Raw genomic sequence first — 23,886 nt, 5'->3', positions numbered from 1 at the left:
TGATTTCAGAGGGTTCTTACTGCTGATTTTTACGGGATAGAACACTTTTTTCCTTTTGCAAAAATGTACTGCGTGTTTTTGCTACGCGTGCAATGCGTTCTTCTGCTAAATGGTCCGCAGCAATATGCGTAGGAATATTTTTTTCTTTTGAAATGGCAAAGATCTTTTCAAGCGCATTGTAAATGCCCTCTACACGCTTCATCGCACGCTCGCGGTTATATCCATCTAATTCATCTGCAACGTTAATGACACCGCCGGAATTGATTACATAGTCAGGCGCATACACGATACCCATTTCATGCAACTTGTCGCCATGTTCGGCATCTTTCAGCTGGTTATTGGCAGAACCTGCAATCACTTTCACTTTCAATTGTGGAATCGTTTCATCATTAATGATTGCGCCAAGTGCACAAGGGGCAAAAATATCTGCTTCCTGCGAATAAATTTCACCGATGCCGACTGCTTTTGCGCCAAATGCATTGACTGCACGCTGCACGGCTTCTTCATTAATGTCTGTTATGATTAGTTTTGCGCCTTCTGCATGCAGATGCTCACAAAGCGTATACGCAACATGGCCAACACCTTGTACCGCGATCGTTTTATCTTTTAATGAGTCCGTGCCAAAAGCTTCTTTGGCAGCTGCTTTCATCCCGAGATAAATGCCGTAAGCAGTAACAGGCGAAGGATTGCCCGACGATCCAGCTCCAGCTGATACACCGGTCACATAATCCGTTTCGAGATTAATTAGATCCATATCAAATTCCGTCGTTCCAACATCCTCTGCTGTAATATAGCGACCGTTTAACCCTTCAATGAAACGACCGAACGCACGGAACATTTCATCATTTTTATCTTTTTTCGGATCGCCGATAATGACTGCTTTCCCACCGCCAAGATTTAATCCAGCGGCAGCATTTTTATACGTCATGCCTCGAGCAAGTCTTAGCGCATCTTCAATCGCTTCTTCTTCACTGTCGTATGTCCACATGCGCGCGCCGCCAAGTGCCGGTCCAAGCGTTGTATCGTGAATGGCAATAATTGCCTTTAAACCTGATGCTTTATCGTTACAAATCACCAATTGCTCGTAATCATATTTGTCCATATACTTAAAAATTTCCATTGCTGTTTCCTCCTTGGTGTCTGTTTAGTCGTTACTATTTTTTTGTTAACCTTGATCGTTTGCCGTCTTCGCTGTTAATATGGCCAGTCCGAGCGAGTAGTATTTACTTTCTGCACTATCCGCCCTAGACGTTAATACGATGGGTGCTGCCGCGCCTTGAATAATGGCACCGACTTTTGCGTTTCCGAAGTACATGAAGGATTTGTAAAGAATATTGGCCGCTTCAATGGTCGGCGGCACTAAAATATCCGCACGTCCCGCTACTTCGCTTTCAATGCCTTTTTGCTTAGCGGCTCTCGGTGAAATCGCATTATCGAGTGCAAGCGGTCCTTCAATGGTGCAACCGGCAATTTGCCCCCGCTTGTTCATAACAGCGAGTGCGGCCGCATCGATCGTCGCCTCCATCGCAGCATTCACAGATTCAACAGCAGCAAGCGGTGCGACGATCGGATTTGTAACACCACAAGCATGTGCAGTTGCCACTGCATTTTCTACAATTTGTACTTTTTCCGTTAAATTCGGGGCAATGTTCATCGCAGCATCTGTTACGAAAAGAAGACGCTCATAGCCTGGCATTTCAAAAGCAGCAACATGCGAAAGCACTTTTCCAGACCGTAAACCGTACTCTTTGTGTAAAACTTCTTTTAAAATGATTGTTGACGCCACATTTCCTTTCATTAACACATGCGCTTCACCGCTCGATACCGCTTTCACAGCTTCAGCGGCCGAGTGTGTCATGTTTTCTGTATGATGAATGCGGATATTTGCATCATTAGTTAAAGAAGGAAAATGCGCTGACAATAGCTCCTGAAGCTTCGATTCATCGTCAAATAATAGAAAAGAACCGATGTTTTCTTCGATTGCCTTTTGCACTGCTTCCAACACTGCTTTATCCGCAGCAGCCGCAACCGCAACAACAGGCTTATGTTGTAACCTAGATTGTTTAAGTAATTGATCTAATAAACTCATGCTATACCTCCAAGTAAAATCTATTAGTCTAAATCATATTTTTCTAGTTTATAATAAAGCGATCGAAGCGAAATCCCCAGTCGATTGGCGGCTAACGATTTATTGCCCTCATTTTCACGCAATGCCGTTTCAAGTATGGATTTTTCATAATCGTCCATCATGGAAGCAAGCGTGCTTTTTTCTGGAAGCGTTCGTTTTTCCCCATCTTTTGATGCAAAAGATTTTAGGATATCCTCCAAACCGAGTACTGATTCGCCGGAACCCATGTAAATCATCGCGCGGCTTAAGACATTTTCTAACTCGCGCATATTGCCGGGCCACTCATATTGCTGAAGACGATGGATGGCATCGTCGGTCAACTTTTCAATGGTCATGCCAAACTCTTGGTTTAGTTTGATTAAAAGATGCCCAACAATCGCTGGAATATCCGTTTTCCGCTCGCGAAGCGGCACCATTTGAATCGCCATTCGATTTAACATGTAGTATAACTCTTCGTTAAAACGGCCTTCCAACATTGCCTTCTCCAAGTTTTGAGAAGTAGCAGCAATAATTCGAACAGATGGCCGGATTGATTCCACACCGCCAATTCGAATGATCGTGCCTACCTTCAAATAATTGACAAGCTTTTCTTGGACATGTTGGGGGAGTTCAATGATTTCATCTAAAAACAAAGTACCATTTTTCGTTTCTTCAAAGAGGCCTTGCTGTTCGATCAGATTGCCAAATTTCGAATCTGGCATTTCCTGACCAAAAATTTCTTTTTCGGCTGTCGCTGGATCTAATGCTGCACAATTGACCCGGACAAACTTGTTAAATCTTCGATCGCCTTCACTATGAATGGCATGGGCGTACAATTCTTTTCCAGTACCAGATTCTCCCCGCAGCAAAACAGGAATATCGGATTTTGCAGCGAGTTTCGCCTGTTCAATCGAAAATTCTGTATCTGCCGTTCCCCCATAAATATCTTCAAACGTAAAAGATGCTTCAAGCTTTCGAATGATTGTTCTCGCCTGGTCCAGTGCTGTCATCAGTGAACGCATTTCCGTAATATCATGGATGACCCCAACGCTTCCTTTAAGCTGATGATCAACAAGAATGGGCGCAACATTGACGATCACTTCCCGGTTGTTTTCACCGACTCGCATATGAATGCCACGATAAGGCTTACGCGTTTTTAGTACTTTCATATGAATACTTTCGCCTTCGTTAATATCCGTCGTGGCAGGCTTTCCAATCACCTCTTCTTCGGAAAGTCCAGTAAGTCGGGAATAGGCGGGATTGACGAGCACACCATTTCCTTTGTCATCCACAACTGAAATGGCATCATCGCTAGAATAAATAATCGCTTCCAGCATTCGCTTCACTTGTTTCAAATCCGTAATTTCTTCCGCTAACGATACAACTTCTGAAATGTCCTTAAATACCGCGAAAGCGCCAATGACTTGATCGTCCCGACCGATTAATGGATAACGGGATGTGACAATTTTCAGCCCATTGCCGAGCACTAGCTCCTGATTGACTTCCGCTCTGCCCATTTCCAAAACTCTTGGCAGCTCGGTCGTTGGAATCACTTCTGTAATAGGTCTGCCGATCGCTTGCGCCAACGGAATACCAATCATCTTGGAAGCGCTTTCGTTAAAAAAATCAACAACTCCGTCTTCATTAATGCCGACCATACCTTCTTCGATCGAGTCGAAAACCATCCGTTGTTTATGCATTTCTGCATGTATTCTACTTATATATGTATCATTCTCTCTTAGAAGCCGAACAAGGAGAGTCGCAACCGATCCTGGAATGACGACAGTATTTTGGGGTCTTGCCTGCAATAAGCGTTCGAATACAAGCGCATCCCCTGTCACATCAAAAATGATGTGCAAATCGGGGGTGATGAAAGGTTCCCAATTCACACCATACTGCAATCCTATCTCTTTTGCCTTTTGGATACCGGGCGCTGATAGATCCGTATCGACAATTGCCTTGATCTTCATATCGTCTAACTTTAAGACAAGATCTAGTATGATCGAACCACCTGTCCCTGCTCCGATGATGAGAACGTTTTGCAAAGAACTTCATTTCCCTTCACTTGTACTTGCAATCTTTTGCAATCTTAGGTACATCATACATGATTGCAGTCTTCTTGACAATTAATTATCCCAAGGTAAAATTAAATTTGTTGGAAGAACTTGTGACGATGCATGTTCAATAAGGAGATGTAATCATGGCACGTTTAGCAGCTTTTATTGTTCTGCTTATTCCAGGTTTGATCGCGGCGGGCGGCATTAAATTGATGCGCGACTCGATTTTCGGCATCTTATTTTCGCCGTTTCCATTCATTTGGCTGCAATTTATGATTGGACTTGTTTTATTCTTAGCAGGCATTGGTTTTTTCGCAGGCTTTCTATTACATCGCGACCGTAAAAATGGCAGAGTACAAGCACGATTTAAATCATGACAAAGAGGCTGCACAAAAAGTCAGTTTTCATAGACTTTCTGTGCAGCCCCTTTTGCTTCCTCATGTTAAAAATTTGTTTGGATAATCCGTAATCCAACCGCTAATATAAGGCGGCGGGTCGGTCGTGATCAATTCTTTCCCTGTGACACCATAAATACGAATTTTCTTTCCCGTTGCGGCTAAATTCCCAATATACGGCTCCACTAACAATCTTTTATGGAGATGAAAACCGTCTGCTGCGCTGTATCGTTCCAGCTGCTCCCACTCCACTCCTTTTTTTCGAACGAGAAACCCCGTTTCCATTTTAGGATCAAATTCTTTTACTTTCTCCATTAAGTGATAATCAAAAGAAGAAATATGCACTTGATCTAACAGGGAAACCATCGATAAAATTTCCCTGACCGATTCGGGTCTTTCAGATACAGTTTCTTTTAATTCTACATTAAGCCCTAAGTTGTGCTGTGCGCAAAATGATACGACTTCCATTAAGGTCGGGATCGGGTGGCCGGCGAATAATCGCATTCCTTTTTTTCCAACGCGCACATTTTCAAGGTCATGACTCGACATTTCGGCAATAGATGTTTGAATGCCTGCCAGCCGCCCTAAATCGGGATCATGGATGACGAATGGAACGCCGTCCTCTGATAATTGCACATCAATTTCGAGCCCATCTGCCCCTTGTTCATAAGCTTTCATAAAAGCTTTCATCGTATTCTCAAAAGCCGCACCGGATGCTCCGCGATGTGCATAGACTGGCAATCTTGACAAATTCATTCCCCCTTCAACACTAGTATAAGAGGATTTGCGTCATTTTGATAAAAAAACCTTCTTTTACAAAGCTAGTTTGTAAAAGAAGGTTTTGACATTCAATGAATCTAGCATGGTTAACTTGCCATATGCTCCAAACGAATTTTATCAGCGATCATCGCGATGAACTCACTATTCGTCGGTTTACTCTTCAAATGATGCACCGTATAGCCGAACATTTTCGAGATGACGTCGTAGTTTCCACGATTCCACGCAACTTCAATCGCGTGGCGAATGGCGCGCTCAACACGTGAAGGCGTTGTATTATATTTTTCAGCAATATCTGGATACAATACTTTTGTCACAGAACCAAGCAGATCGACATCTGTGTAAACCATTTGGATTGCCTCGCGTAAAAAGGCATAGCCTTTAATATGTGCTGGAACACCAATTTCCTTAATAATTGAAGTAATCGTCGTATCCAACACTTTTTGACTAATCACACCATTCGTTTGGCTATTCCCAAAAGATTGACTGGAAATCGCTTCTGGTGTAACCGTTTTCTTTGCGCCCGCTACTTGGAAAATTTGATTTGTGAGACGTTCAAACTCGAATGGCTTGAGCATAAAGTAAGATGCACCTAAACTCGCCGCCTGCGTCATGACATCTTCCTGTCCAAAGGCTGTTAACATAATGACTTGTAAATTAGTAAACTTCTCTTTTCCGCTAATCGTTTCAAGAACAGCGATTCCGTCTAAATGTGGCATAATAATGTCCAACAACAAAACGTCCGGAACATTTTCCTCAAGTTGAGAAAGACAGGCATTCCCATTATGAGCTGTCCATATGACGTCAATATCAGAATGACTGTCAAAGTAAGAAATCATTGTTTTTACCAATTCTTTGTTATCGTCTGCAATTGCAATTTTTACCTTTTCCATACATCGTTCTCCTCCCATATTCCCCATGATCATTCAATGAAGAATGTAAAAAACGGCAAAAGTAGTCACAACCTTATGAATTTAATCATAAATAGAACTTTCGACAAAGTCTATATCAACCCTTCCGAAACTTTCGGAAATGATTCTAATGGCATATGCTTTCGCTAACATTCGACGGTTTTTTCACTTTTTTATAAAAATTCCATTCTTCGTCAATTTTATCAATATGTAAAAAAAGGTCAACCCATTGTACAGGTTGACCCAGCGCAACACATGCATGAATTTATTTTTCCCCTCTCAGCATCGTGTCTAAAAAAAGACCTGCTCCTTTTTCTGGCTCATCGACAAACATATGTGTGACTGCTCCGGCAAATTTCCCATTTTGAATAACAGGACTTCCGCTCATCCCCTGTAAGATCCCGCCTGTCGTTTTGAGCAGCTTTGGATCTGTTAGGACAAATTGGAACTGTTCCGTTTCTACAGACGTGATCTCAATGGCAAAAGATTCCACGTTTGTTCCTTTTACAGTTGTAAAAATTTCTGCTTTCCCTACTTTTAATTCCGATGGTTGCATAATTTCAAGCGGTTCTGTTAACACTTTTTGTTGGGCATCATTCCATGCACCAAATATGCCATAGACCCCGTTTGAACGAATTGTTCCTAAGAAGTCCTCATCTTCAACAATGGTTGAAATTTTATACCCCGGAATACCCGGCACACTTTTCTTAATCTGACCGATTTCAGACAAGAAAATGGAGCCTGATTTGAAGGACGGCGGTGATTTTAAAGCACTGTCAATAATTTGATGGCCAAGTGCCCCGTATGTTCCTTTTTCAGGATCGACATACGTTAACGTCCCCGTTCCTTCTGTACGGTCTTTCAAGAAGGGGAAAAGACGCTGCATTGCTTCACTGTCCGCTTTCAATTGGCTCGCTTCACCTTTTCGCGAAACATGGAGAGTGACTTCTTTTTTGTCAGTTAACGCCTTTTCAAAATCAGTTAACACGAGTATATCGGCATCGTCAACTTTTTCAATCAAATCTCCAGCCTTTAGCCATTCGTCTTTGTGAATCATGACATCATTCGTGACAAAGACGCCTTGCAGGTCCATTTTAATGCCGATTGAATGCCCCATCGGGATGAGTGATCCATCGTGAGCATAAGCGGCATGAAATGGCAGCATAAGCAAAAGTAAAGAAAAGGAAACGGCCAGCTTCAACTGTCTACTCCATCCCATAGTTCACCTCCTCAAATAAGATATCATTGGTATGTCCGTTCAATCGAATGTTATGAAAGGGTAAAACAAGTAAAAATGTAAAAAGCAATTGCAACAACGCTCCACACGGTTTGGTAATAAATTGTAGTCATCAAAAACGAAGTGCCTGGCACCACTGACCACTAAAAATCGTATCAAAAAAGATGATGATACGATTTTTTAACAGTGTGTAGCGGTGTCAGGCACTTCTAGAACAACTCCATTTTTACAGTTGTTGCCGAAAAACTTTTTTTCGTTCATTGGCCAAATTTAGCAGTTCTTCTGCATGTTTGAGTGTTAGTGACGTAATTTCCGAACCGGATAACATCCGAGATAACTCTTTCGTTCTTTCAGACCTGACCACATCATGAATCGCTGTTTGGGTACGGTCGTTCTGAATTTCTTTTTGTATTAAATAATGATGATCTGCCATCGCAGCAACTTGCGGCAAATGAGAAATACAAAGAACCTGGGAGTTCGTTGCAATCATTGCAATTTTTTCCGCGATTGCCTGCGCCACCCGACCGCTTACGCCCGTATCCACCTCATCGAAAATAATGGCCGTCACACCTTGATGTTTCGAAAAGATTGTCTTTAAGGCGAGCATAATTCTCGAGATCTCTCCACCCGAAGCGACTTTTGTCAATGATTTCAAAGGTTCACCAAAGTTTGTGGAAATCATAAAAGAAACATCATCTTGCCCATTCGCATCAAAAGTACTTGCCGGCTTTTTATCAATTTTCACTTGAAACGATGCTTTTTCCATATGAAGATCTTTCAGTTGTGCCATAATAGCAGTTTCTAACGCCAAAGCCATCTTTTTCCGAATAATCGTAAGTTCATTCGCTTCCACGACGAGATCTTGCATCAAATGCTCTAATTTTTCTTGTTCCTGTGCAATTCGTTCGTCACGATTGAGCAAATTTTCAAGTGCTTCCGCAATTTCTTCACGGTAAATTAATATATCCTCAATCGTCTTTCCATACTTTCTTTTTAAAGATAACAACAGCGCCAATCGACTTTCCACCACATCCAGTCGATTCGGATCAAATTCCATTTGATCGAGCTTGTTTTTTACATCATATGCCGTTTCTTGCAAAGAATAAAAACAAGTCGACACCGTTTCCGCATACGGAAGGATTTCTTTATCGACCGTCGCTGCATCCTCTAGATCACTCATTGCAGAGCCGACCCAGTCCAGTGCATGCATATCCCCGCTAATGGACTCGTACGCTGTGTTTAGACGTTCATAGATCCGATGAAAATGCTGAAGCTTAAGCTTTTCTTCTTCCAATTCTTCCTCTTCACCAACAAACAGAGAAGCTTCTTCAATTTCTTGCAGTTGAAAAGTATACAGATCAATTCGCTGCGCAATTTGCTGCTCATTTTCATCCGCTTCATCGACTTTTCTTTTTAATTTTTGATATTGATGATAAAGCTCGGTATAATTTTTCAACGAATGCAGAAGCGTTTCACCAGCAAATTGATCCAACAGATGGATGTGCCGTCGTTCATGCATGAGTTCTTGGTTTTCATGTTGTCCATGAATATCAATTAAATACGAGCCAATTTCTCTCAAAATCGCAATTGTTACCATTTTTCCATTAATACGGCAAACGGATTTGCCATTTACATTTAAATCCCTTCGCAGGATGACAGCGCCGTCTTCAACTTCAATGCCGAAATCTAGTAATTTATCGATCGCCGGGTGATTTTCATGGATGACAAATAAACCTTGAAGTTCCGCTTTTTTCGCACCATGCCGGATAAACTCTGCCGATCCTCTGCCGCCCGCCAGCAATTGGACAGCATCGATAATAATGGATTTCCCGGCACCGGTTTCTCCCGTTAAAACGGTCAAGCCTTCTTCAAAGGATATTTCTAAATGCTCGATAATCGCGAAGTTTTTAATGGAAATTTCACTCAACATTTCCATATCCCTCCCAAAACAAAACACCTAAACTAATTTAATGTACAGCTATTAGAGCATTGCCAGCAATTTATCTTTCACAACTGCTGTCAGCGATTCTTCGCGGCAAATGATCAAACATGTATCATCCCCGCAAATGGTTCCAAGCATCTCATCCCAGCCGACATGATCCAATAGTGAACCGACTGCATGCGCATTGCCTGGAAGCGTTTTAACGATTAAAAAATGTCCTGCTCCGTCAATGCCGATAAAAGCATCGGTGAGCATCCGCTGTAGTTTTTCTTCTGTATTGTACTTATGGACAGGAGGCAAACTATATTTGTATCTCCCATCTGGCAATGGAACTTTGATTAAATGCAGTTCTTTAATGTCACGTGAAACAGTTGCTTGTGTCACTTCAACGCCTGTTTTTTTAAGATGATCGACAAGCTGATCTTGCGTTTCAATTTCATGATTTGAAATAATGTCTCGAATGCGTAAATGCCGCTGCCCTTTATTCAATTTGATCACTCCGATGTTAAATGATGTTAATGCCAAGCCTTAAGGCGTTGCTAGGAATCGAGAAGAAAAGCGCGCAAAAAAATGCGCGCTACAGTAGTTCTTTATAGGCATCTTGAACAAGTGCTTCGAATTCGGTCTCTCCGAATGGATTTTCGGGATTCTGCTCGGATACGAGATGAAAAAGAAATTCAATATTTCCTTCGCCGCCTGTTACAGGAGAAAAAGAAATTCCTCGTAAGCTAAAACCTGTCCCGACCGCATTGTCCGCAATTTTTCGCAATACTTCTAAATGAACCGACCGTTCTTTGACAACACCTTTTTTTCCGACTTTCCCTTTTCCAGCCTCAAATTGAGGTTTTACAAGTGCAATCACATCACCTTGTTCCGCCAATATTTGTTTTAAAGGCGGTAAAATAAGGGTTAATGAAATGAATGACACATCAATCGTTGCAAATTGGGGAACTCCTTCTGTAAATAGCTCAGGCGTTGCGTGGCGGAAGTTCGTTCTCTCCATAACCGTAACGCGTGGGTCTTGACGAATTTTCCAAGCAAGCTGGTTATACCCGACGTCAAGTGCATAGCAGTGCTTTGCGCCGTTTTGAAGCGCACAATCCGTAAATCCGCCAGTGGAAGAACCGATATCTAAAATGATTTTTCCGTTGACATCAACATCGAATTGCTCAAGCGCCTTTTCGAGCTTTAACCCGCCCCGGCTAACATATTTTAAAGTCGACCCTTTGACGATTAAAGGCGAATCGATCGGGATTTTTTCACCCGGTTTATCTAACCGTGTTTCAGCAGAAAAAACGATCCCAGCCATAATGGAACGTTTTGCCTGTTCCCTCGTTTCAACGAGACCTTTTTCAACTAAAAGGACATCGACTCGTTCTTTCGGTTGCTTCTCTTTCATACGCGTTCTCTCTCCGTTGCATGTTTACCGATAAATTCTTCCATTAAGTCGACAATATGGCCAGCCGTCATACTGATTTCAGCCAACAGTTCTTCGACTTTTCCATGTTCGATGTATTCGTCTGGAATACCCATCCGTCGAATCGGTGCTGTATGTCTAGATGTATCATGCGCATATTCCAGCACAGCACTTCCAAAACCACCCGCAAGGACAGCTTCTTCGACTGTTAAAATTGGCATACCAGAATCAAACAGCTCGTCTAGCATTTTCGTGTCTAATGGCTTGATAAATCTTGCATTAATCACTTTCACATGCAAGCCTTTTTTAGCCAATTGGTCAGCTGCTTCCATTGCCATTGGAATGGTCGTTCCAAATGTCAAAATCGCGCCGTCACTGCCGTCCCGCAGCACTTCCCATGTGCCGATCGGAATGGCGTGCAATTGGTCATCCATCGGAACACCAAGTCCGTTTCCTCTCGGATAACGTAACGCAATTGGACCATCTTTATAGTCAATCGCCGTTTTCACCATATGCTGCCCTTCGTTTTCATCTTTTGGCATCATGATGACAAGATTTGGTAAATGTCTTAAAAAAGCAATGTCAAAGACCCCTTGATGCGTCTCGCCGTCAGCCCCGACTAACCCCGCACGATCAATGCCGATAAACACATTTAACTTTTGCCGCGAGATATCATGCAGCACTTGGTCGTATGCACGCTGCAAAAACGTTGAGTAGATCGATAAAAACGGTTTCATGCCTTGTGTCGCAATGCCTGCTGCCATCGTTGCCGCATGCTGTTCTGCAATACCGACATCATAAAATCGCTTCGGGAACTCCGCTGCAAAGCCTTCTAGTTTCGAACCGACTGGCATGGCCGGCGTAATGGCTACGACCCGATCATCTTCCCGTGCGATTTTTCGAACCGTTTCTGCAACAAGTCCGCTCCAGGAAGGTGCCGTGGCAGTCGATTTGACAAAGTCACCGGTGTCGATTTTATACGGACCCGTTCCATGCCATGTGCCAATTTTATCATTTTCGGCAGGGCGAAATCCTTTTCCTTTTTTCGTCAGGACATGCAAAAGAACAGGACCCTTCATTTTCTTAGCGTATTGAATATTCCGCTCCAAATCATTATAATCATGGCCGTCAATTGGACCAAGATACGTAAAACCAAGCTCTTCGAAAAACACGCCCGAGACGACCAAGTATTTTAAACTATCTTTTACGCGCTCTGCCGCTGCAGCAACTCTTCCGCCTACCGCTGGAATTTTTTTCATGATAAATTCTAATTCCTCTTTAGCAGATTTGTACTTGCCAGCTGTTCTGAGTTTACCGAGGACGGTATGAAGTGCACCTACGTTCGGCGCAATCGACATTTCATTATCATTTAAAATGACAATCATATTCGTTTTCTCATGGCCGATATGATTAAGCGCCTCAAGTGCCATACCGCCCGTTAACGCACCATCCCCAATGACAGGAATGACATAATTCGACTTTCCTTGCACATCGCGCGCAGCCGCCATCCCCATCGCAGCAGATAATGACGTTGAACTATGACCGGTTTCCCAAACGTCATGTTCACTTTCAATCATTTTAGGAAAACCGCATAAGCCTTTATACTGCCTAAGCGTATCAAAATCATTTGCGCGTCCTGTCAGGATTTTATGCACATACGCTTGATGTCCGACATCCCAAATGATTTTATCTTCGGGACTATCAAAGTTTCGATGGAGCGCGATCGTCAGTTCGACTACACCAAGATTGGGGCCAATATGACCGCCAGTTACAGACAATTTTTCAATTAAAAACTTCCGAATCGACTCGGCAAGTTTTGTCATCTGTTCTTTGTCGAGCTTCTTAAGAAAAGATGGATTCGTAATTTTTGTTACATCCATCACTATCACACACCTTCGTCTAAATATTGCTATTGGATTTACACTGCATCTATTATAACAGGCTAGGCGGTTAGTACAACAATTTCAAAATGATACGGTTAAGTGCCCTGAATGGTTAGGACTGGCGTTCTACAATATAATCCGCAAATAATGCCAAAAGCGATGTTTCAACTTCTAAAAAAGCAAGCGCTTCTTTTGCAGACTGATGATGTGCCATCAATCGTTCTTGTGCCCCGTCCAATCCTAATAAAGCTGGATACGTCGACTTTTCACTTGCTGTATCACTGCCCGCTGTCTTCCCAAGCTGTTCTGTTGTTGCTGTCACATCCAAGATGTCATCTTGGATTTGGAAGGCAAGGCCGATATGATAGGCATATTCTTTTAAGTTTTCCGCTTTTTCCGATTCCAGGCCCGCAAGAATAGCGCCAGCTTCAATACAAAATGAGAGAAGAGCTCCTGTTTTATGGATATGAATCTGCTCTAGTTCAGAAAGAGAGAGCTTTTTTTGTTCGCCTTCTAAGTCAAGCATTTGTCCGCCAACCATACCCGCTGCTCCCGAGGCAGTCCCTAATAGATGCATCAGCCGCAAAGCATCTGCTGGATTCGTTTCTTTTAACTCTGATAACATTTGAAATGCCAATGCCTGGAGTGCATCTCCCGCAAGTACTGCAACAGCTTCTCCAAATACTTTGTGATTCGTTAATTTCCCGCGGCGGTAATCATCATCATCCATGCTAGGCAGGTCATCATGGATGAGCGAGTATGTATGAATAAGTTCAATCGCACCGGCAACCGCTAGCGCATCTTTTGAATCTGCCTGTAAATCCTTCAATGTGGCGAGCACTAACAATGGACGAATCCGTTTACCGCCTGCATTGATTGAATAAGCCATTGACTCTTTTAATGTTTTTGACAGATTGACCCCATCCAACACCGTATGAAGTTTTTCATCGATCAGCGGAAGATTGTCATTAATAAATTTTGATAACTCTTTATGCATTCGAATTGCCCCCCTTTGTTGGATCAAAAGCTTTCTCGTTGCCATCTCGATCAATGATCGAAATGAGTTGTTTTTCAGCATCTTGTAATTTACTATGGCAGAACGATGAGAGTTCCATTCCTTTTTTATAAAGCGTAATCGCTTCTTCAAGCGGAACTTCCCCGCTTTCCAACTTTTGAACAATTTCCTCTAACGACTGCATCGCTTCTTCAAAGCGGATCTCCTCTTTCTCCACCTATATATCCCCCTCGCCTGCTCGTGTAACAGATTGGACTTTTGCATCCACTGTTCCGTCCTGTAATTGAATTTGTATAGTTGTATCAACTTCCATGGACTCAACCCGGTTCGCGACTTCCCCGTCCCGGTAGACAATCGCATAACCGCGTTCCATAATTGTTAATGGATTTAAAGCTTGCAACATTCGTAATGATGATTGAAAACGTTCTTTCTCTCTGCGAAGATCTTGAAACGCCGCCCTTGAGAGACGTTCCGTTAACAATGTTAAATGCCGATCCTCTTCACGGATCCGGTGTTGCGGCGAAAAAGAGGCGAGCAGACCCTGGTATTTTTGGAACTGGGCCGTTCTACTTCCTAGTATTTCCTGCCGACTCCGTATGAGTCTTCCTTCCAAACCGCTTAGCCGTTCGGTAAATGGGCGATAGAGTCGATCTGGAAATTGAAGAGGATAGGCGCTTTGCAACGTATGAAGCCGCTTTCGCTGGTGTTTCAATTGATGGGATAAAGCCCTATACAACGCCCGCTTCCGATCTAACATGCGTTCGAACAGCTCTTCTTGTGCGGGGACTGCCATTTCGGCCGCCGCAGTTGGCGTTGGGGCTCTGCGATCAGAAACAAAATCGGCAATCGTTGTATCCGTTTCATGACCGACAGCACTAATGACGGGAATTTTACAGGAAAAAATGGCCCTTGCCACAGATTCTTCATTAAAAGCCCATAAGTCTTCAATGGAACCGCCGCCGCGCCCCACAATGAGCACGTCAATCGCTCCATGATTTTCGGCTTGCTCGATGGATTTTATAATAGACGGCGCTGCCTGCGGGCCTTGCACAACGGCTGGAAATAAAACAATGTCAGCCAGCGGATAACGCCTCGTAATCGTTGAACAAATATCTTGAATGGCAGCTCCGGATGACGCAGTGACAACACCGACTTTGGCCGGAAACGTCGGCAGCGGCATTTTAAAGCGCGGATCAAATAAGCCTTCCTTTTGAAGCGATTCTTTCAATTGTTCGAAGGCAAGATACAATGCGCCAATGCCGTCCGGCTGCATCGTTTGCACATACAATTGATATTGTCCACTCGCTTCATATACAGTGACGTCTCCAGTAATAAGAACGTTCATCCCCTCTTCAGGTTTGAACTTCAACTGCCCTGCATGTGATCTGAACATCGCCGACTGAATGCGGCTATGCTCATCTTTGAGCGTAAAGTAAATATGACCGCTTGGGTGTCGTTTGACGTTTGACAGCTCGCCTTTTACATAGACATTGCGCAAATGGGGATCCGCATCAAATTTTCGTTTTATGTATTTGGTAAGCGCTCTTACCGATAAATATGGATTTTCAGACAATGGAATCACCTCCAACCCGCACAGTAGAAAGGGCTGTCCCAGCATGTTGGGACAGCCCCTTTTTGACCTTCTTACTGTCCGCAGCGACCTTCTTTGCTCGCTTTTTCCGCACTATGAAGTGTGTTTTTCAGAAGCATCGTAATGGTCATCGGCCCTACACCGCCAGGTACTGGTGTAATCGCAGAAGCGACTTCTTTTGCTGATGCAAAGTCGACGTCTCCGCAAAGCTTGCCGTTTTCATCTCGGTTCATACCGACATCAATAACAATCGCACCTTCTTTAATTTGATCGCCGGTAATGAATTTAGCTTGACCGATTGCGACGATTAAAATGTCAGCTTGTTTTGTAAAAGCTGTTAAATCTTTCGTTCTTGAATGGCAATACGTGACCGTTGCATCACGTTGCAATAATAATTGTCCCATTGGCTTTCCGACAATATTGCTGCGCCCAACGATGACCGCATGTTTACCGCTAATATCCGTACCTGTACGCTCCAATAGTTTCACAATGCCATATGGTGTACAGGATAAAAACGCACGCTGGCCAATAATCATCTTCCCGACATTTTCAGGATGGAAGCCATCGACATCTTTCGCAGGATCAATCGCACGGATGACCGCATTTTCATCAATTTGTTTCGGCAATGGAAGTTGCACAAGAATGCCATGAATGGAGTCATCCTGATTGAGTCTTTCAACGTGTGCGAGCAGTTCTTCTTGGGAAATGGTTTCTGGCAGCTCAATAAGCTCAGACTTCATCCCTACAGCGACGCTAGATTTTTGTTTGTTTGTGACATACGTACGCGAAGCTTGGTCATTGCCTACGAGCACGACCGCAAGTCCTGGCTGACAGCCTTTTTCTTGTAATGTTGCAACACGTTCTTTAATTTCTTCTCGGATTTCTTGTCCAATGGCAACGCCATCGATGATTTTTCCAGACATTTTACTTCCTCCAACTATTTGGTTTATTTTTCTTCAAACTTTGATAGGACACCGTTCACAAATCGACCTGCTTTTTCATCGCTAAATGTTTTACATAGCTCGATTGCCTCATTTAAGATGACTTTATGCGGTGTTTCTTGGTAAAGCAATTCGTAGGCAGCAAGTCGCAAGACGGTTCGCTCAATTTTAGGAAGGCGATCTAATGACCAATTTTCTAGTTTTCCAACGAGTGTTTCGTCAATTTCTTCTTTTCTCTCTACTGTTCCACGGACAATTTGTTCATAAAACCGATCCATGGGCTTCTCTGTAATATAGGCAATCGCTTCATCAAGCGAAAGATCCGTATTTTCAAGCTGAAATAGTGTCTGAATCGCCTTTTCACGTGCTTCTCGTCGTTTCATAATTTTTTTCTCCTTCACTACCATATCTCTAATGCAATATCATATCACAAAGCGACCATCAAGATATAGTGTGACAAATTCAATCTCCAGCCATACATTCGCAAGATGAAAAGCATCATCCAATTGGACGATGCTTATCCCATGCTTAACGAGTAGTCAAATCTACCGCTTCAGGTTCGATACCTGTGATATGGACATTAACTTCTTTTGTCTCAAGCGATGTCATATGGAAAATGGTGTGCCTAATTTCATGTTGAATTTCCTCAGCAACAGCAGGTATGCTCACGCCATATTCCAACACGCAGTAAACATCTATGATTAAGCCGTCTTCTGTCCATAGCGTTTTCACACCTTTTCCGTACATCACTTTTCCTAATTTCTCCGCAACGCCTGCCGCAAAATTCCCTTGCGTTCTCACAACGCCTTTCACTTCCCCGGCGGCGATGCCAATAATCACTTCAAGAACTTCGGGTGCAAGCTGAATACGCCCCAGCTTCGCATCCCCTGTCGGAGCCATTCCAACGAATGATGGAATTTTTTTTTCAACCATTCGAATTCTCCTTTCTTAGTCCAGAACTGAATGTTTCTCAAGAAACTTCGTATCAAAATCTCCCGATTGGAAAACTTCATGATCCATTAAATGCAAATGGAAAGGAATTGTCGTTTCAACACCTTCGATGACAAATTCCTCCAAAGCTCTTTTCATCCGTTTAACCGCTTCTTCCCGCGTCTCGGCATGGACAATGAGCTTCGCTACCATAGAATCGTAAAACGGTGGGATTGTATACCCCGTATACATGGCAGAATCAACGCGCACGCCTAAACCGCCCGGCGGTAAGTACATCGTTACTTTACCTGGTGATGGCATGAAGTTTTTATAAGGGTTTTCAGCGTTGATCCGGCACTCAATAGACCAGCCGTTGATCTTAATGTCTTCTTGTCGAATCGATAATTCCCTGCCCGACGCAATTTTCAGCTGTTCTTTGATCAAATCAACACCCGTAATCATTTCTGTCACCGGATGTTCAACTTGGATACGTGTGTTCATTTCCATAAAGTAAAACTGCTGATTGATATGATCAAAAATAAATTCAACCGTTCCCGCACCCTCGTAATTGACAGCTTGCGCTGCTTTCACTGCTGCTTCCCCCATCTCCTTGCGAAGCTCAGGTGTTAAAGCAGGTGATGGCCCTTCCTCCACAAGCTTTTGCATACGGCGCTGGATAGAGCAGTCACGCTCTCCAAGATGAATCGTATGACCAAATTTATCAGCAAGTACTTGTACTTCAACGTGGCGGAACACTTCAATATATTTTTCGATATAGACGCCTGGGTTGCCAAAAGCCGCTGCTGCTTCTTTTTGCGTAATCGAAATGCCTTTTATCAATTCTTCACGATCTTTTGCAATACGAATCCCTTTTCCGCCGCCGCCTGCTGTTGCTTTAATGATGACCGGAAAACCGATAACCTCTGCAATTTGGAGCGCTTCGTCTGCATCGGCGACAATGCCGTCTGACCCTGGAACAATTGGCACACCAGCTCGCTCCATTGTGTCACGTGCAACGTCTTTTGTGCCCATTTGCGAAATCGCATCTGAAGTTGGACCGATAAATTCAATATTGACTTCTTCACAAAGCTCCGCAAAGTCTGCATTTTCAGCCAGAAATCCGTAACCCGGGTGAATGCCGTCACAGCCTGTAAGCTTGGCGATACTAATAATATTGGAAAAATTTAAATAGCTGTCTTTTGACAGCTTAGAGCCGATGCAATACGCTTCATCCGCAAGTTCTACATGCAACGCTTCTTGATCGGCTTCGGAATAAACTGCAACCGTTTGAATCCCAAGTTCTTTACACGCGCGAATAATACGAACCGCAATTTCACCACGGTTGGCGATTAATATTTTTTTCATTTACAAAAACCTCCTCAATTTGCTTTTACAAGGAAGAGGGGTTGTCCGTATTCCACTAGTTGTCCGTCGTTGACAAGCACTTCAACAATTTCCCCTGAAATTTCCGCTTCGATTTCATTGAATAACTTCATTGCCTCAACGATACAAACAACGGAATCGGCTTGTACTTTGTCACCTTTTTGTACGTATGGCGGTGTATCGGGTGAAGATGATGCGTAAAAAGTACCAACCATCGGCGAAGTGATTTTATGTAGTGATGCATCATTTGCAGCTGTTTCAACCGGTGCTTGTACAGGCACTTCTTCTTGAACTGCTTGGACTTGTGGCTGAGGGGCCGCGACGACTTCCCGCTGAACAATTGGTGCTGCAACTGTCTCTTGTATAATAGCTGTTGCTTGTTTCCCACTATTTTTTTCTAATTTAATTTTCGTTCCTTCTGATTCAAATGAAAACTTTTCAATTGAAGATTGATCAATGAGTTTAATAATTTCACGGATCTCCTGAATTTTCAACATAATCGATTCTCCTGACTTTAATGATCTTCTACTCTATATTAGACGTTTTCCTTCCTTTTTGAAACAGATATGGGCAATTTGATCAAAAAAAAGCCCTTTTTTTACAGGGCTTTTCGTTTCTATATCGGTCAATCACCAGTGAAGTCAACTTGTACGACTTGCGCATCTTCCCAACTTGTCTTCACATAGTGGATAATTTCTTCTGCCATTTCCGCGGAATGACCATCCTCTGAAGAGAGAACAGTGACATTTACTTTCCCTTCATCCTTTCTTACGAAAGCATCGGGATAGCCGAGCGCTTTAATTTGCATTTCCATTAACGCTTCAGCTGATTCTTGTTTTGTCATTTTAGCCATTTCATCAAAAGCGGCATTCTTTTCTTCAGACGTATAATCCGAAGATAGCATCTTATCCGTCAACTGATCTTTAATTTGACTTCGTTCATCGCGTACTTGCATGCGCATCTCTTCAAATAAGACCCCTTCTGCAAAGACCGGCGTTGTTTTTGTCGGGTCGCTCGCCTTTTCAGTAAGATTTGTTGCATCCCTCGTTTCTTTAGAGAAGATCGCAATCCCGTCAAACGGCATGGGTGCTTTTTCTTTTACGTAATAGATGGAAATGACTGCGACTAGGCTTAACAATGTTAAAAACCAAACTGTTCGCTTATTCGTTTTCATTTGTGTTCCCCCTTTTCTTCATTTCAACGATGACGATGCGATGTTCGGGCAACTGAAGCACGGTTGATAATATACTAGATAGCCTGCTCTGAATTTTGAGATCTCCCGCACCTTCCGCTACGACAAGAATGCCTTGCAGATCGTTCCCCTTCTTAGACGATGCAGTAGCTGGAGAGAAGTAATCGGACAGTGGATCAGCACTTTCACCATTTTTATAATGAAAATATAATTGGATGTCACCGATTCCTTCAATTTGCATCAATGTTTCCTCTAATGCCGCAAGCTCCCGACTTTCCTTCTTCTGCTCTTTCTCCCCCCCGATTCCGCCAAGGCTGGAATTGATGAAAATGATGACAAAGACAATGACAGCCGCGACAAGAATCATATGAAATTTCCGTTTTGGTTTTTCCAATCACATCACCATTTTCACTCATTGAGCCGGCTATTTACCTGTCATCAATGATTCATTTTATGCATTTTCATCAAAGGCTATGACCAAAAAAATTTAAGAGTGAGCGGAGAATCCAAATCCCCATCGCGAGTTTAACAATTGGAATGAGCTCATCCGCCACATCATCCGGTACAACTAGCAAAATCGTCGCTGATAAAATCGTAATGAGCACAACGCCGCTTAGAAAGATTCCATCGTTTCCCCTCATTTCATTGTCGTGATTAATTTGACAAGAATAACTGTAAATAATGCAGTGTAAATCAGTGCGAATGCAATGAGAAAAGATACGGCACAGAGGACGAATAACGTTTTGCCAATATCGTCCAAAACGCCTGTAATATCTTCGTCTGCAAATGGTTCAATGAGCGCGGCAGTCCAACGATATAAAAAAGCGGTAAAAAGTGTTTTTAACGTAGGCACCAACGCGATTGTCCAAATACTCGTAATGAGCCAGCCGCCAGCGAAAATGGCCGCGCCGGATGAATACTTGCCAATCGCCCCTAGACTTTCCGTCATGAATGAGCCGATGAATGGAACATTTTGCCGCACAAGCTCTTTAATCGGTTCACTTGCAAATCCAGACATCGCCCAAGACATTGTTCCGCCTGTTGTGATGAAAATTGAATAAGCTGTGACGAGAGCCGAAACGAGGCCAAGCAGGGTTGTCCGAATGAGATCGGACATTTTACTAAACGACACTTCCGGCAATAATCTCGATGCTAAATCTAATACAATAGCAGCTGTCAATAATGGGATGAGCAGCCGTTCCGTTAAAAAAACAGCACCATTTGCGAAGAGCAGCATGGCGGGCTGGAAGTTTAACATGCCGAATGCCCCACCAGAAGCAATCATCGCTGCCGTTAAAACGGGATAAATGGATAAGAATGTCATCGAGATCGAATGAGCGATCTTTTGAATGAGCACCAAATGTTCAAATGCAGGTTGCAGCACGATCGTAATGACGATGAAAAGCAAGAACATTCTTGTCCACTTCGAAAAAGTTGGAAATAGAAAATCAATAAATAGTGCCATTAAGGTCGCAATGATGACGATGATAAAATTATTTAAGACAGACCCCACAATGTTTTGAAAAAAAGCAATCATGTCATGCCCCGTCCATTCATTTAGATAGTAGCGATGAAAGTAGTTTAATTACGGCCGATGTTTGCTGAATCCATAGTGTCAGAATGGCAATTTTTACAGCGAAATGAGAGAGCGCAGCGAGCGAAGCATAGCCCGCTTCAGCCATATGCTTCGCGATCAATTCCGATAAATAGTAAAGCAGAACACTTCCGATGAGCAGCTTCGCGAATGGATCTGGCAACGGTTCGAACAATTTAGCAAACGTCTTGCCAAAAGGCATAATGACAGTGATCAATAAATGTAAGAGAAAAAAGAAAAAAATAGAGACATATAAAATAGGATGCAATTTCGGTGCCGCAAATGAAAGTAAGAGGAGAACTAGAAATACAACGATGACTTGAAATAGTGTGATCATTTACACCGTCATGGACAGCCATTGGAAAAACTCAGAGATTTCCGTGAAGAAAATTCTAAGGAAGCGAAGCATTTCGGCTGTAATATAAATGTAAGCTAAGAAAAATAGAAAAAAGGAAAATTCTTTTTTGCCGGTTTGCTCGAAGAAAATATGTAATAAGCCAATGACAAGGCCAATTCCGGCAATTCGTAATAGATCCGTCAATTCCATCGTGTACTCCCCCCATGCTCCAACCTATGTACAAATGGTTTTAGATATGAAAAAACACTTTGCTCCTTTTTGCAAGGAACAAAGTGTTTTGGAATGCAATAGATCGATTATGCGCGTGACACATACTCGCCTTCTTCAGTATTAATAATTAGTTTATCGCCAACGTTTACGAAAAATGGCACTTGAACTGTGAGTCCTGTCTCCATTTTCGCCGGCTTTGAGCCGCCGCTCGCTGTGTCGCCTTTAATACCGGGCTCTGTTTCGACTACTTCGAGTGTTACTGTAATTGGAAGCTCTACGCCGAGCACTTCCCCTTTATAAGAAATAATATGAATTTCCATATTTTCTTTCAGGTAATTTAACTCTTCTTCGATTTGGCTAGATGGCAGTTCGATTTGCTCGTAAGATTCATTGTCCATGAATACATGGTCATCACCATTTGCGTATAAATATTGCATACGTCGGTTGTCAATTTGTGCTCTTTCTACTTTTTCACCTGCACGGAATGTTTTTTCATTGACGTTTCCAGTGCGCAGATTACGCAGTTTGGAGCGAACAAACGCTGCTCCTTTACCAGGTTTCACGTGTTGGAAATCCATCACACGCCAAATGTCGCCGTCAAATTCGATTGTAAGTCCTGTTCTAAATTCGTTTACTGAAATCATGTTGTTTCCTCCAATTGTGATTATAGAATGAGTAATTCTTTTGTGGAATGGGTTAAGCGTTCGTTGCCATCTGCCGTGATCAGTATATCATCTTCAATTCGAACGCCGCCAATGCCTGGTAAATAAATGCCTGGTTCTACTGTTACCGTCATGTTCGGCACCAAAACAGTTTCTGAACGGAACGACAGTGCAGGGCCTTCATGAACTTCGAGTCCAATTCCATGACCCGTTGAATGGCCAAATTGCTCACCGTACCCTTTAGATTTAATATAGTCGCGTGCGAATGCATCTGCTTCTATGCCCGTCATACCCGGTTTAATCATTTTTAATGCCAGTTCTTGTGCAGCGAGTGTCACATCGTAAATTCCCCTTAACTTTTCAGATGGTTCACCGACTGCCACGGTACGTGTAATGTCCGATATATAACCGTTGTAAAGTGCACCGAAATCCAAGGTAACAAGTTCGCCTGATTCAATTTTCTTAGATGAAGCGACACCATGCGGCAATGCACCGCGAATTCCCGATGCGACAATAATGTCAAACGATGAGGAAGTTACGCCTTGCTTACGCATGAAAAACTCTAATTCAGTCGCCACGTCTAATTCCGTGATGCCGGGCTTAATATACGAACAAATATGCGTGAACGCATCATCTGCAATTTTGGCGGCTTGCTTTAAGATGACAAGCTCATCTTCTGTTTTAACCATGCGAAGTTTTTCCACAATGCCTGAAACAGGTTTGAGATCGGCTGTTACTTTTTCATGATATTGTTCGTATGTACCAAATGGCATGTGGTCTTTTTCGAAGCCAATCGTTTGAACATTCATTTGTTTCGCTTGTTCGGCGACTTCTTCAATGATTGTTTTTTTGTGTTCTACAATTCGATAGCCTTCAATTTGTTTTTCCGCTTGTTCTGTATACCGAAAATCTGTAATAAACACAGCATCGGTCATCGAAACGAGCGCCACACCTGCTGAACCGGTGAATCCCGTCATATAGCGACGATTGTACGGATTGGTGATCAGCAATGCGTCTACACTATGCTCTTTTAGTGCTTCCCGCAACTTTGTCAGTTTCACTGTTCAAAAACCCCATTTCATTCAAATGGAAAGGAAATGTTTCTTTGGTCGTTTTTTCCTTAACCGTTTTCTACCTTATTTTATCATATCGTACTTTCGGAGCAACTTATTTCTTACTTTCAACTAGTATCAACCAATTCGAAATTTTAATGAAAAATTAGTTTCAATAAAAACAACCTCCAAAGTGGAGCGCAGCCTTAATTTTTAGTACAATAAGGGAATA

General features: G+C 42.8%; 27 protein-coding genes. 1 reads left to right on the top strand and 26 read right to left on the bottom strand.

Annotated features, from left to right (window positions below; all coding sequences use genetic code 11):
- Positions 1 to 16: 16 nt before the first annotated feature.
- Genes AU377_RS02735 through AU377_RS02725 form a run of 3 tightly spaced genes read right to left on the bottom strand, consistent with a single transcriptional unit; the run spans position 17 to position 4,152 of the window.
- Positions 17 to 1,120 carry a Glu/Leu/Phe/Val dehydrogenase gene (locus AU377_RS02735; protein WP_067403702.1) on the bottom strand — a complete coding sequence of 368 codons (1,104 nt, stop codon included), beginning with the start codon at positions 1,118 to 1,120 and terminating at the stop codon, positions 17 to 19.
- Between the two features lie 45 nt (positions 1,121 to 1,165).
- Positions 1,166 to 2,089: a phosphate butyryltransferase gene (yqiS, locus tag AU377_RS02730; protein WP_067403699.1), complete on the bottom strand. Its 924-nt coding sequence runs from the start codon at positions 2,087 to 2,089 to the stop codon at positions 1,166 to 1,168.
- Between the two features lie 23 nt (positions 2,090 to 2,112).
- On the bottom strand, positions 2,113 to 4,152 hold the full coding sequence (locus AU377_RS02725; RefSeq protein WP_067403695.1) for a sigma 54-interacting transcriptional regulator: 2,040 nt from the start codon (positions 4,150 to 4,152) through the stop codon (positions 2,113 to 2,115).
- A gap of 155 nt (positions 4,153 to 4,307) precedes the next feature.
- On the opposite strand from AU377_RS02725, the gene AU377_RS02720 reads away from it, so the two are divergent.
- On the top strand, positions 4,308 to 4,541 hold the full coding sequence (locus AU377_RS02720; RefSeq protein ID WP_067403693.1) for a DUF2627 domain-containing protein: 234 nt from the start codon (positions 4,308 to 4,310) through the stop codon (positions 4,539 to 4,541).
- Positions 4,542 to 4,601: 60 nt separating this feature from the next.
- Here AU377_RS02720 and AU377_RS02715 read toward each other — a convergent pair whose 3' ends face one another.
- The 23 genes from AU377_RS02715 to AU377_RS02610 all read right to left on the bottom strand — a co-directional run bounded on the left by AU377_RS02715 (position 4,602) and on the right by AU377_RS02610 (position 23,663).
- Positions 4,602 to 5,309 (bottom strand): glycerophosphodiester phosphodiesterase family protein, encoded by a 708-nt coding sequence (locus AU377_RS02715; RefSeq protein ID WP_067403690.1) that lies wholly within the window; start codon positions 5,307 to 5,309, stop codon positions 4,602 to 4,604.
- A gap of 116 nt (positions 5,310 to 5,425) precedes the next feature.
- A complete protein-coding gene (spo0A, locus tag AU377_RS02710; RefSeq protein WP_067403688.1) occupies positions 5,426 to 6,229 on the bottom strand; it encodes a sporulation transcription factor Spo0A in 804 nt (267 codons plus the stop codon).
- 283 nt (positions 6,230 to 6,512) lie between these two features.
- Positions 6,513 to 7,466 (bottom strand): SpoIVB peptidase S55 domain-containing protein, encoded by a 954-nt coding sequence (locus AU377_RS02705; protein WP_067403685.1) that lies wholly within the window; start codon positions 7,464 to 7,466, stop codon positions 6,513 to 6,515.
- Between the two features lie 244 nt (positions 7,467 to 7,710).
- The gene (gene recN, locus AU377_RS02700; protein ID WP_067403682.1) at positions 7,711 to 9,414 is read right to left on the bottom strand and encodes a DNA repair protein RecN; all 1,704 of its coding nucleotides are present in this window, start codon (positions 9,412 to 9,414) and stop codon (positions 7,711 to 7,713) included.
- 51 nt (positions 9,415 to 9,465) lie between these two features.
- Positions 9,466 to 9,915 carry a transcriptional regulator ArgR gene (argR, locus tag AU377_RS02695; protein WP_067403678.1) on the bottom strand — a complete coding sequence of 150 codons (450 nt, stop codon included), beginning with the start codon at positions 9,913 to 9,915 and terminating at the stop codon, positions 9,466 to 9,468.
- An 88-nt stretch (positions 9,916 to 10,003) separates the two neighbouring features.
- Positions 10,004 to 10,825, bottom strand: coding sequence for a TlyA family RNA methyltransferase (locus AU377_RS02690; RefSeq protein ID WP_067403674.1), 822 nt, complete (start codon positions 10,823 to 10,825; stop codon positions 10,004 to 10,006).
- Positions 10,822 to 12,723: a 1-deoxy-D-xylulose-5-phosphate synthase gene (gene dxs, locus AU377_RS02685; RefSeq protein WP_067403671.1), complete on the bottom strand. Its 1,902-nt coding sequence runs from the start codon at positions 12,721 to 12,723 to the stop codon at positions 10,822 to 10,824. The genes AU377_RS02690 and dxs overlap by 4 nt, the downstream gene beginning before the upstream one ends.
- 115 nt (positions 12,724 to 12,838) lie before the next feature.
- Positions 12,839 to 13,723 (bottom strand): polyprenyl synthetase family protein, encoded by an 885-nt coding sequence (locus tag AU377_RS02680; protein WP_067403668.1) that lies wholly within the window; start codon positions 13,721 to 13,723, stop codon positions 12,839 to 12,841.
- Positions 13,716 to 13,958 carry an exodeoxyribonuclease VII small subunit gene (locus tag AU377_RS02675; RefSeq protein ID WP_082731881.1) on the bottom strand — a complete coding sequence of 81 codons (243 nt, stop codon included), beginning with the start codon at positions 13,956 to 13,958 and terminating at the stop codon, positions 13,716 to 13,718. Before AU377_RS02675 ends, AU377_RS02680 begins: the two co-directional genes overlap by 8 nt.
- The gene (gene xseA, locus AU377_RS02670) at positions 13,959 to 15,314 is read right to left on the bottom strand and encodes an exodeoxyribonuclease VII large subunit (RefSeq protein ID WP_067403664.1); all 1,356 of its coding nucleotides are present in this window, start codon (positions 15,312 to 15,314) and stop codon (positions 13,959 to 13,961) included.
- A gap of 71 nt (positions 15,315 to 15,385) precedes the next feature.
- Positions 15,386 to 16,255, bottom strand: coding sequence for a bifunctional methylenetetrahydrofolate dehydrogenase/methenyltetrahydrofolate cyclohydrolase FolD (folD, locus tag AU377_RS02665; protein WP_067403661.1), 870 nt, complete (start codon positions 16,253 to 16,255; stop codon positions 15,386 to 15,388).
- A gap of 23 nt (positions 16,256 to 16,278) precedes the next feature.
- A complete protein-coding gene (gene nusB, locus AU377_RS02660) occupies positions 16,279 to 16,656 on the bottom strand; it encodes a transcription antitermination factor NusB (RefSeq protein ID WP_067403658.1) in 378 nt (125 codons plus the stop codon).
- Between the two features lie 145 nt (positions 16,657 to 16,801).
- The gene (locus AU377_RS02655; RefSeq protein WP_067403656.1) at positions 16,802 to 17,206 is read right to left on the bottom strand and encodes an Asp23/Gls24 family envelope stress response protein; all 405 of its coding nucleotides are present in this window, start codon (positions 17,204 to 17,206) and stop codon (positions 16,802 to 16,804) included.
- A gap of 15 nt (positions 17,207 to 17,221) precedes the next feature.
- Positions 17,222 to 18,568 carry an acetyl-CoA carboxylase biotin carboxylase subunit gene (accC, locus tag AU377_RS02650; protein WP_067403653.1) on the bottom strand — a complete coding sequence of 449 codons (1,347 nt, stop codon included), beginning with the start codon at positions 18,566 to 18,568 and terminating at the stop codon, positions 17,222 to 17,224.
- 14 nt (positions 18,569 to 18,582) lie between these two features.
- Positions 18,583 to 19,083, bottom strand: a complete 501-nt coding sequence (gene accB / locus AU377_RS02645) for an acetyl-CoA carboxylase biotin carboxyl carrier protein (RefSeq protein ID WP_067403650.1) — start codon at positions 19,081 to 19,083, stop codon at positions 18,583 to 18,585.
- Between the two features lie 128 nt (positions 19,084 to 19,211).
- Positions 19,212 to 19,760, bottom strand: coding sequence for a SpoIIIAH-like family protein (locus AU377_RS02640; RefSeq protein WP_067403648.1), 549 nt, complete (start codon positions 19,758 to 19,760; stop codon positions 19,212 to 19,214).
- On the bottom strand, positions 19,747 to 20,172 hold the full coding sequence (locus AU377_RS02635) for a hypothetical protein (protein ID WP_067403645.1): 426 nt from the start codon (positions 20,170 to 20,172) through the stop codon (positions 19,747 to 19,749). Before AU377_RS02635 ends, AU377_RS02640 begins: the two co-directional genes overlap by 14 nt.
- Before the next feature lie 70 nt (positions 20,173 to 20,242).
- Positions 20,243 to 20,419, bottom strand: a complete 177-nt coding sequence (locus tag AU377_RS15425) for a hypothetical protein (RefSeq protein WP_156450352.1) — start codon at positions 20,417 to 20,419, stop codon at positions 20,243 to 20,245.
- Positions 20,416 to 21,315, bottom strand: coding sequence for a hypothetical protein (locus AU377_RS02630; RefSeq protein ID WP_067403642.1), 900 nt, complete (start codon positions 21,313 to 21,315; stop codon positions 20,416 to 20,418). The genes AU377_RS15425 and AU377_RS02630 overlap by 4 nt, the downstream gene beginning before the upstream one ends.
- 16 nt (positions 21,316 to 21,331) lie before the next feature.
- Positions 21,332 to 21,709: a hypothetical protein gene (locus AU377_RS02625; RefSeq protein WP_067403640.1), complete on the bottom strand. Its 378-nt coding sequence runs from the start codon at positions 21,707 to 21,709 to the stop codon at positions 21,332 to 21,334.
- Positions 21,710 to 21,919, bottom strand: a complete 210-nt coding sequence (locus tag AU377_RS02620) for a SpoIIIAC/SpoIIIAD family protein (RefSeq protein WP_067403637.1) — start codon at positions 21,917 to 21,919, stop codon at positions 21,710 to 21,712. It abuts the gene before it with no gap.
- A gap of 107 nt (positions 21,920 to 22,026) precedes the next feature.
- A complete protein-coding gene (gene efp, locus AU377_RS02615; RefSeq protein WP_067403634.1) occupies positions 22,027 to 22,584 on the bottom strand; it encodes an elongation factor P in 558 nt (185 codons plus the stop codon).
- Between the two features lie 20 nt (positions 22,585 to 22,604).
- Complete coding sequence (locus AU377_RS02610) at positions 22,605 to 23,663, bottom strand: Xaa-Pro peptidase family protein (RefSeq protein ID WP_067403632.1); 1,059 nt, start codon at positions 23,661 to 23,663, stop codon at positions 22,605 to 22,607.
- Positions 23,664 to 23,886 lie beyond the last annotated feature (223 nt).

The sequence above is a fragment of the Sporosarcina sp. HYO08 genome (genome assembly GCF_001563475.1).
GTDB lineage: Bacteria > Bacillota > Bacilli > Bacillales_A > Planococcaceae > Sporosarcina.
Note: the sequence above shows the minus strand (reverse complement) of the source record. Positions and strands in the feature narration are given on the sequence as shown.

Coding starts and splice junctions, on each gene's coding strand:
- dxs (WP_067403671.1), bottom strand. CDS start 12,723: ATGGATGTAACAAAAATTACGAATCCATCTTTTCTTAAGAAGCTCGAC.
- AU377_RS02620 (WP_067403637.1), bottom strand. CDS start 21,919: ATGGAATTGACGGATCTATTACGAATTGCCGGAATTGGCCTTGTCATT.
- spo0A (WP_067403688.1), bottom strand. CDS start 6,229: ATGGAAAAGGTAAAAATTGCAATTGCAGACGATAACAAAGAATTGGTA.
- AU377_RS02735 (WP_067403702.1), bottom strand. CDS start 1,120: ATGGAAATTTTTAAGTATATGGACAAATATGATTACGAGCAATTGGTG.
- recN (WP_067403682.1), bottom strand. CDS start 9,414: ATGTTGAGTGAAATTTCCATTAAAAACTTCGCGATTATCGAGCATTTA.
- AU377_RS02625 (WP_067403640.1), bottom strand. CDS start 21,709: ATGATCACACTATTTCAAGTCATCGTTGTATTTCTAGTTCTCCTCTTA.
- efp (WP_067403634.1), bottom strand. CDS start 22,584: ATGATTTCAGTAAACGAATTTAGAACAGGACTTACAATCGAATTTGAC.
- yqiS (WP_067403699.1), bottom strand. CDS start 2,089: ATGAGTTTATTAGATCAATTACTTAAACAATCTAGGTTACAACATAAG.
- AU377_RS02630 (WP_067403642.1), bottom strand. CDS start 21,315: ATGATTGCTTTTTTTCAAAACATTGTGGGGTCTGTCTTAAATAATTTT.
- AU377_RS02640 (WP_067403648.1), bottom strand. CDS start 19,760: ATGAAAACGAATAAGCGAACAGTTTGGTTTTTAACATTGTTAAGCCTA.
- AU377_RS02680 (WP_067403668.1), bottom strand. CDS start 13,723: ATGCATAAAGAGTTATCAAAATTTATTAATGACAATCTTCCGCTGATC.
- accC (WP_067403653.1), bottom strand. CDS start 18,568: ATGAAAAAAATATTAATCGCCAACCGTGGTGAAATTGCGGTTCGTATT.
- AU377_RS02720 (WP_067403693.1), top strand. CDS start 4,308: ATGGCACGTTTAGCAGCTTTTATTGTTCTGCTTATTCCAGGTTTGATC.
- AU377_RS02690 (WP_067403674.1), bottom strand. CDS start 10,825: ATGAAAGAGAAGCAACCGAAAGAACGAGTCGATGTCCTTTTAGTTGAA.
- AU377_RS02655 (WP_067403656.1), bottom strand. CDS start 17,206: ATGGTTGAAAAAAAAATTCCATCATTCGTTGGAATGGCTCCGACAGGG.
- nusB (WP_067403658.1), bottom strand. CDS start 16,656: ATGAAACGACGAGAAGCACGTGAAAAGGCGATTCAGACACTATTTCAG.
- accB (WP_067403650.1), bottom strand. CDS start 19,083: ATGTTGAAAATTCAGGAGATCCGTGAAATTATTAAACTCATTGATCAA.
- AU377_RS02705 (WP_067403685.1), bottom strand. CDS start 7,466: ATGGGATGGAGTAGACAGTTGAAGCTGGCCGTTTCCTTTTCTTTACTT.
- folD (WP_067403661.1), bottom strand. CDS start 16,255: ATGTCTGGAAAAATCATCGATGGCGTTGCCATTGGACAAGAAATCCGA.
- AU377_RS15425 (WP_156450352.1), bottom strand. CDS start 20,419: ATGAGGGGAAACGATGGAATCTTTCTAAGCGGCGTTGTGCTCATTACG.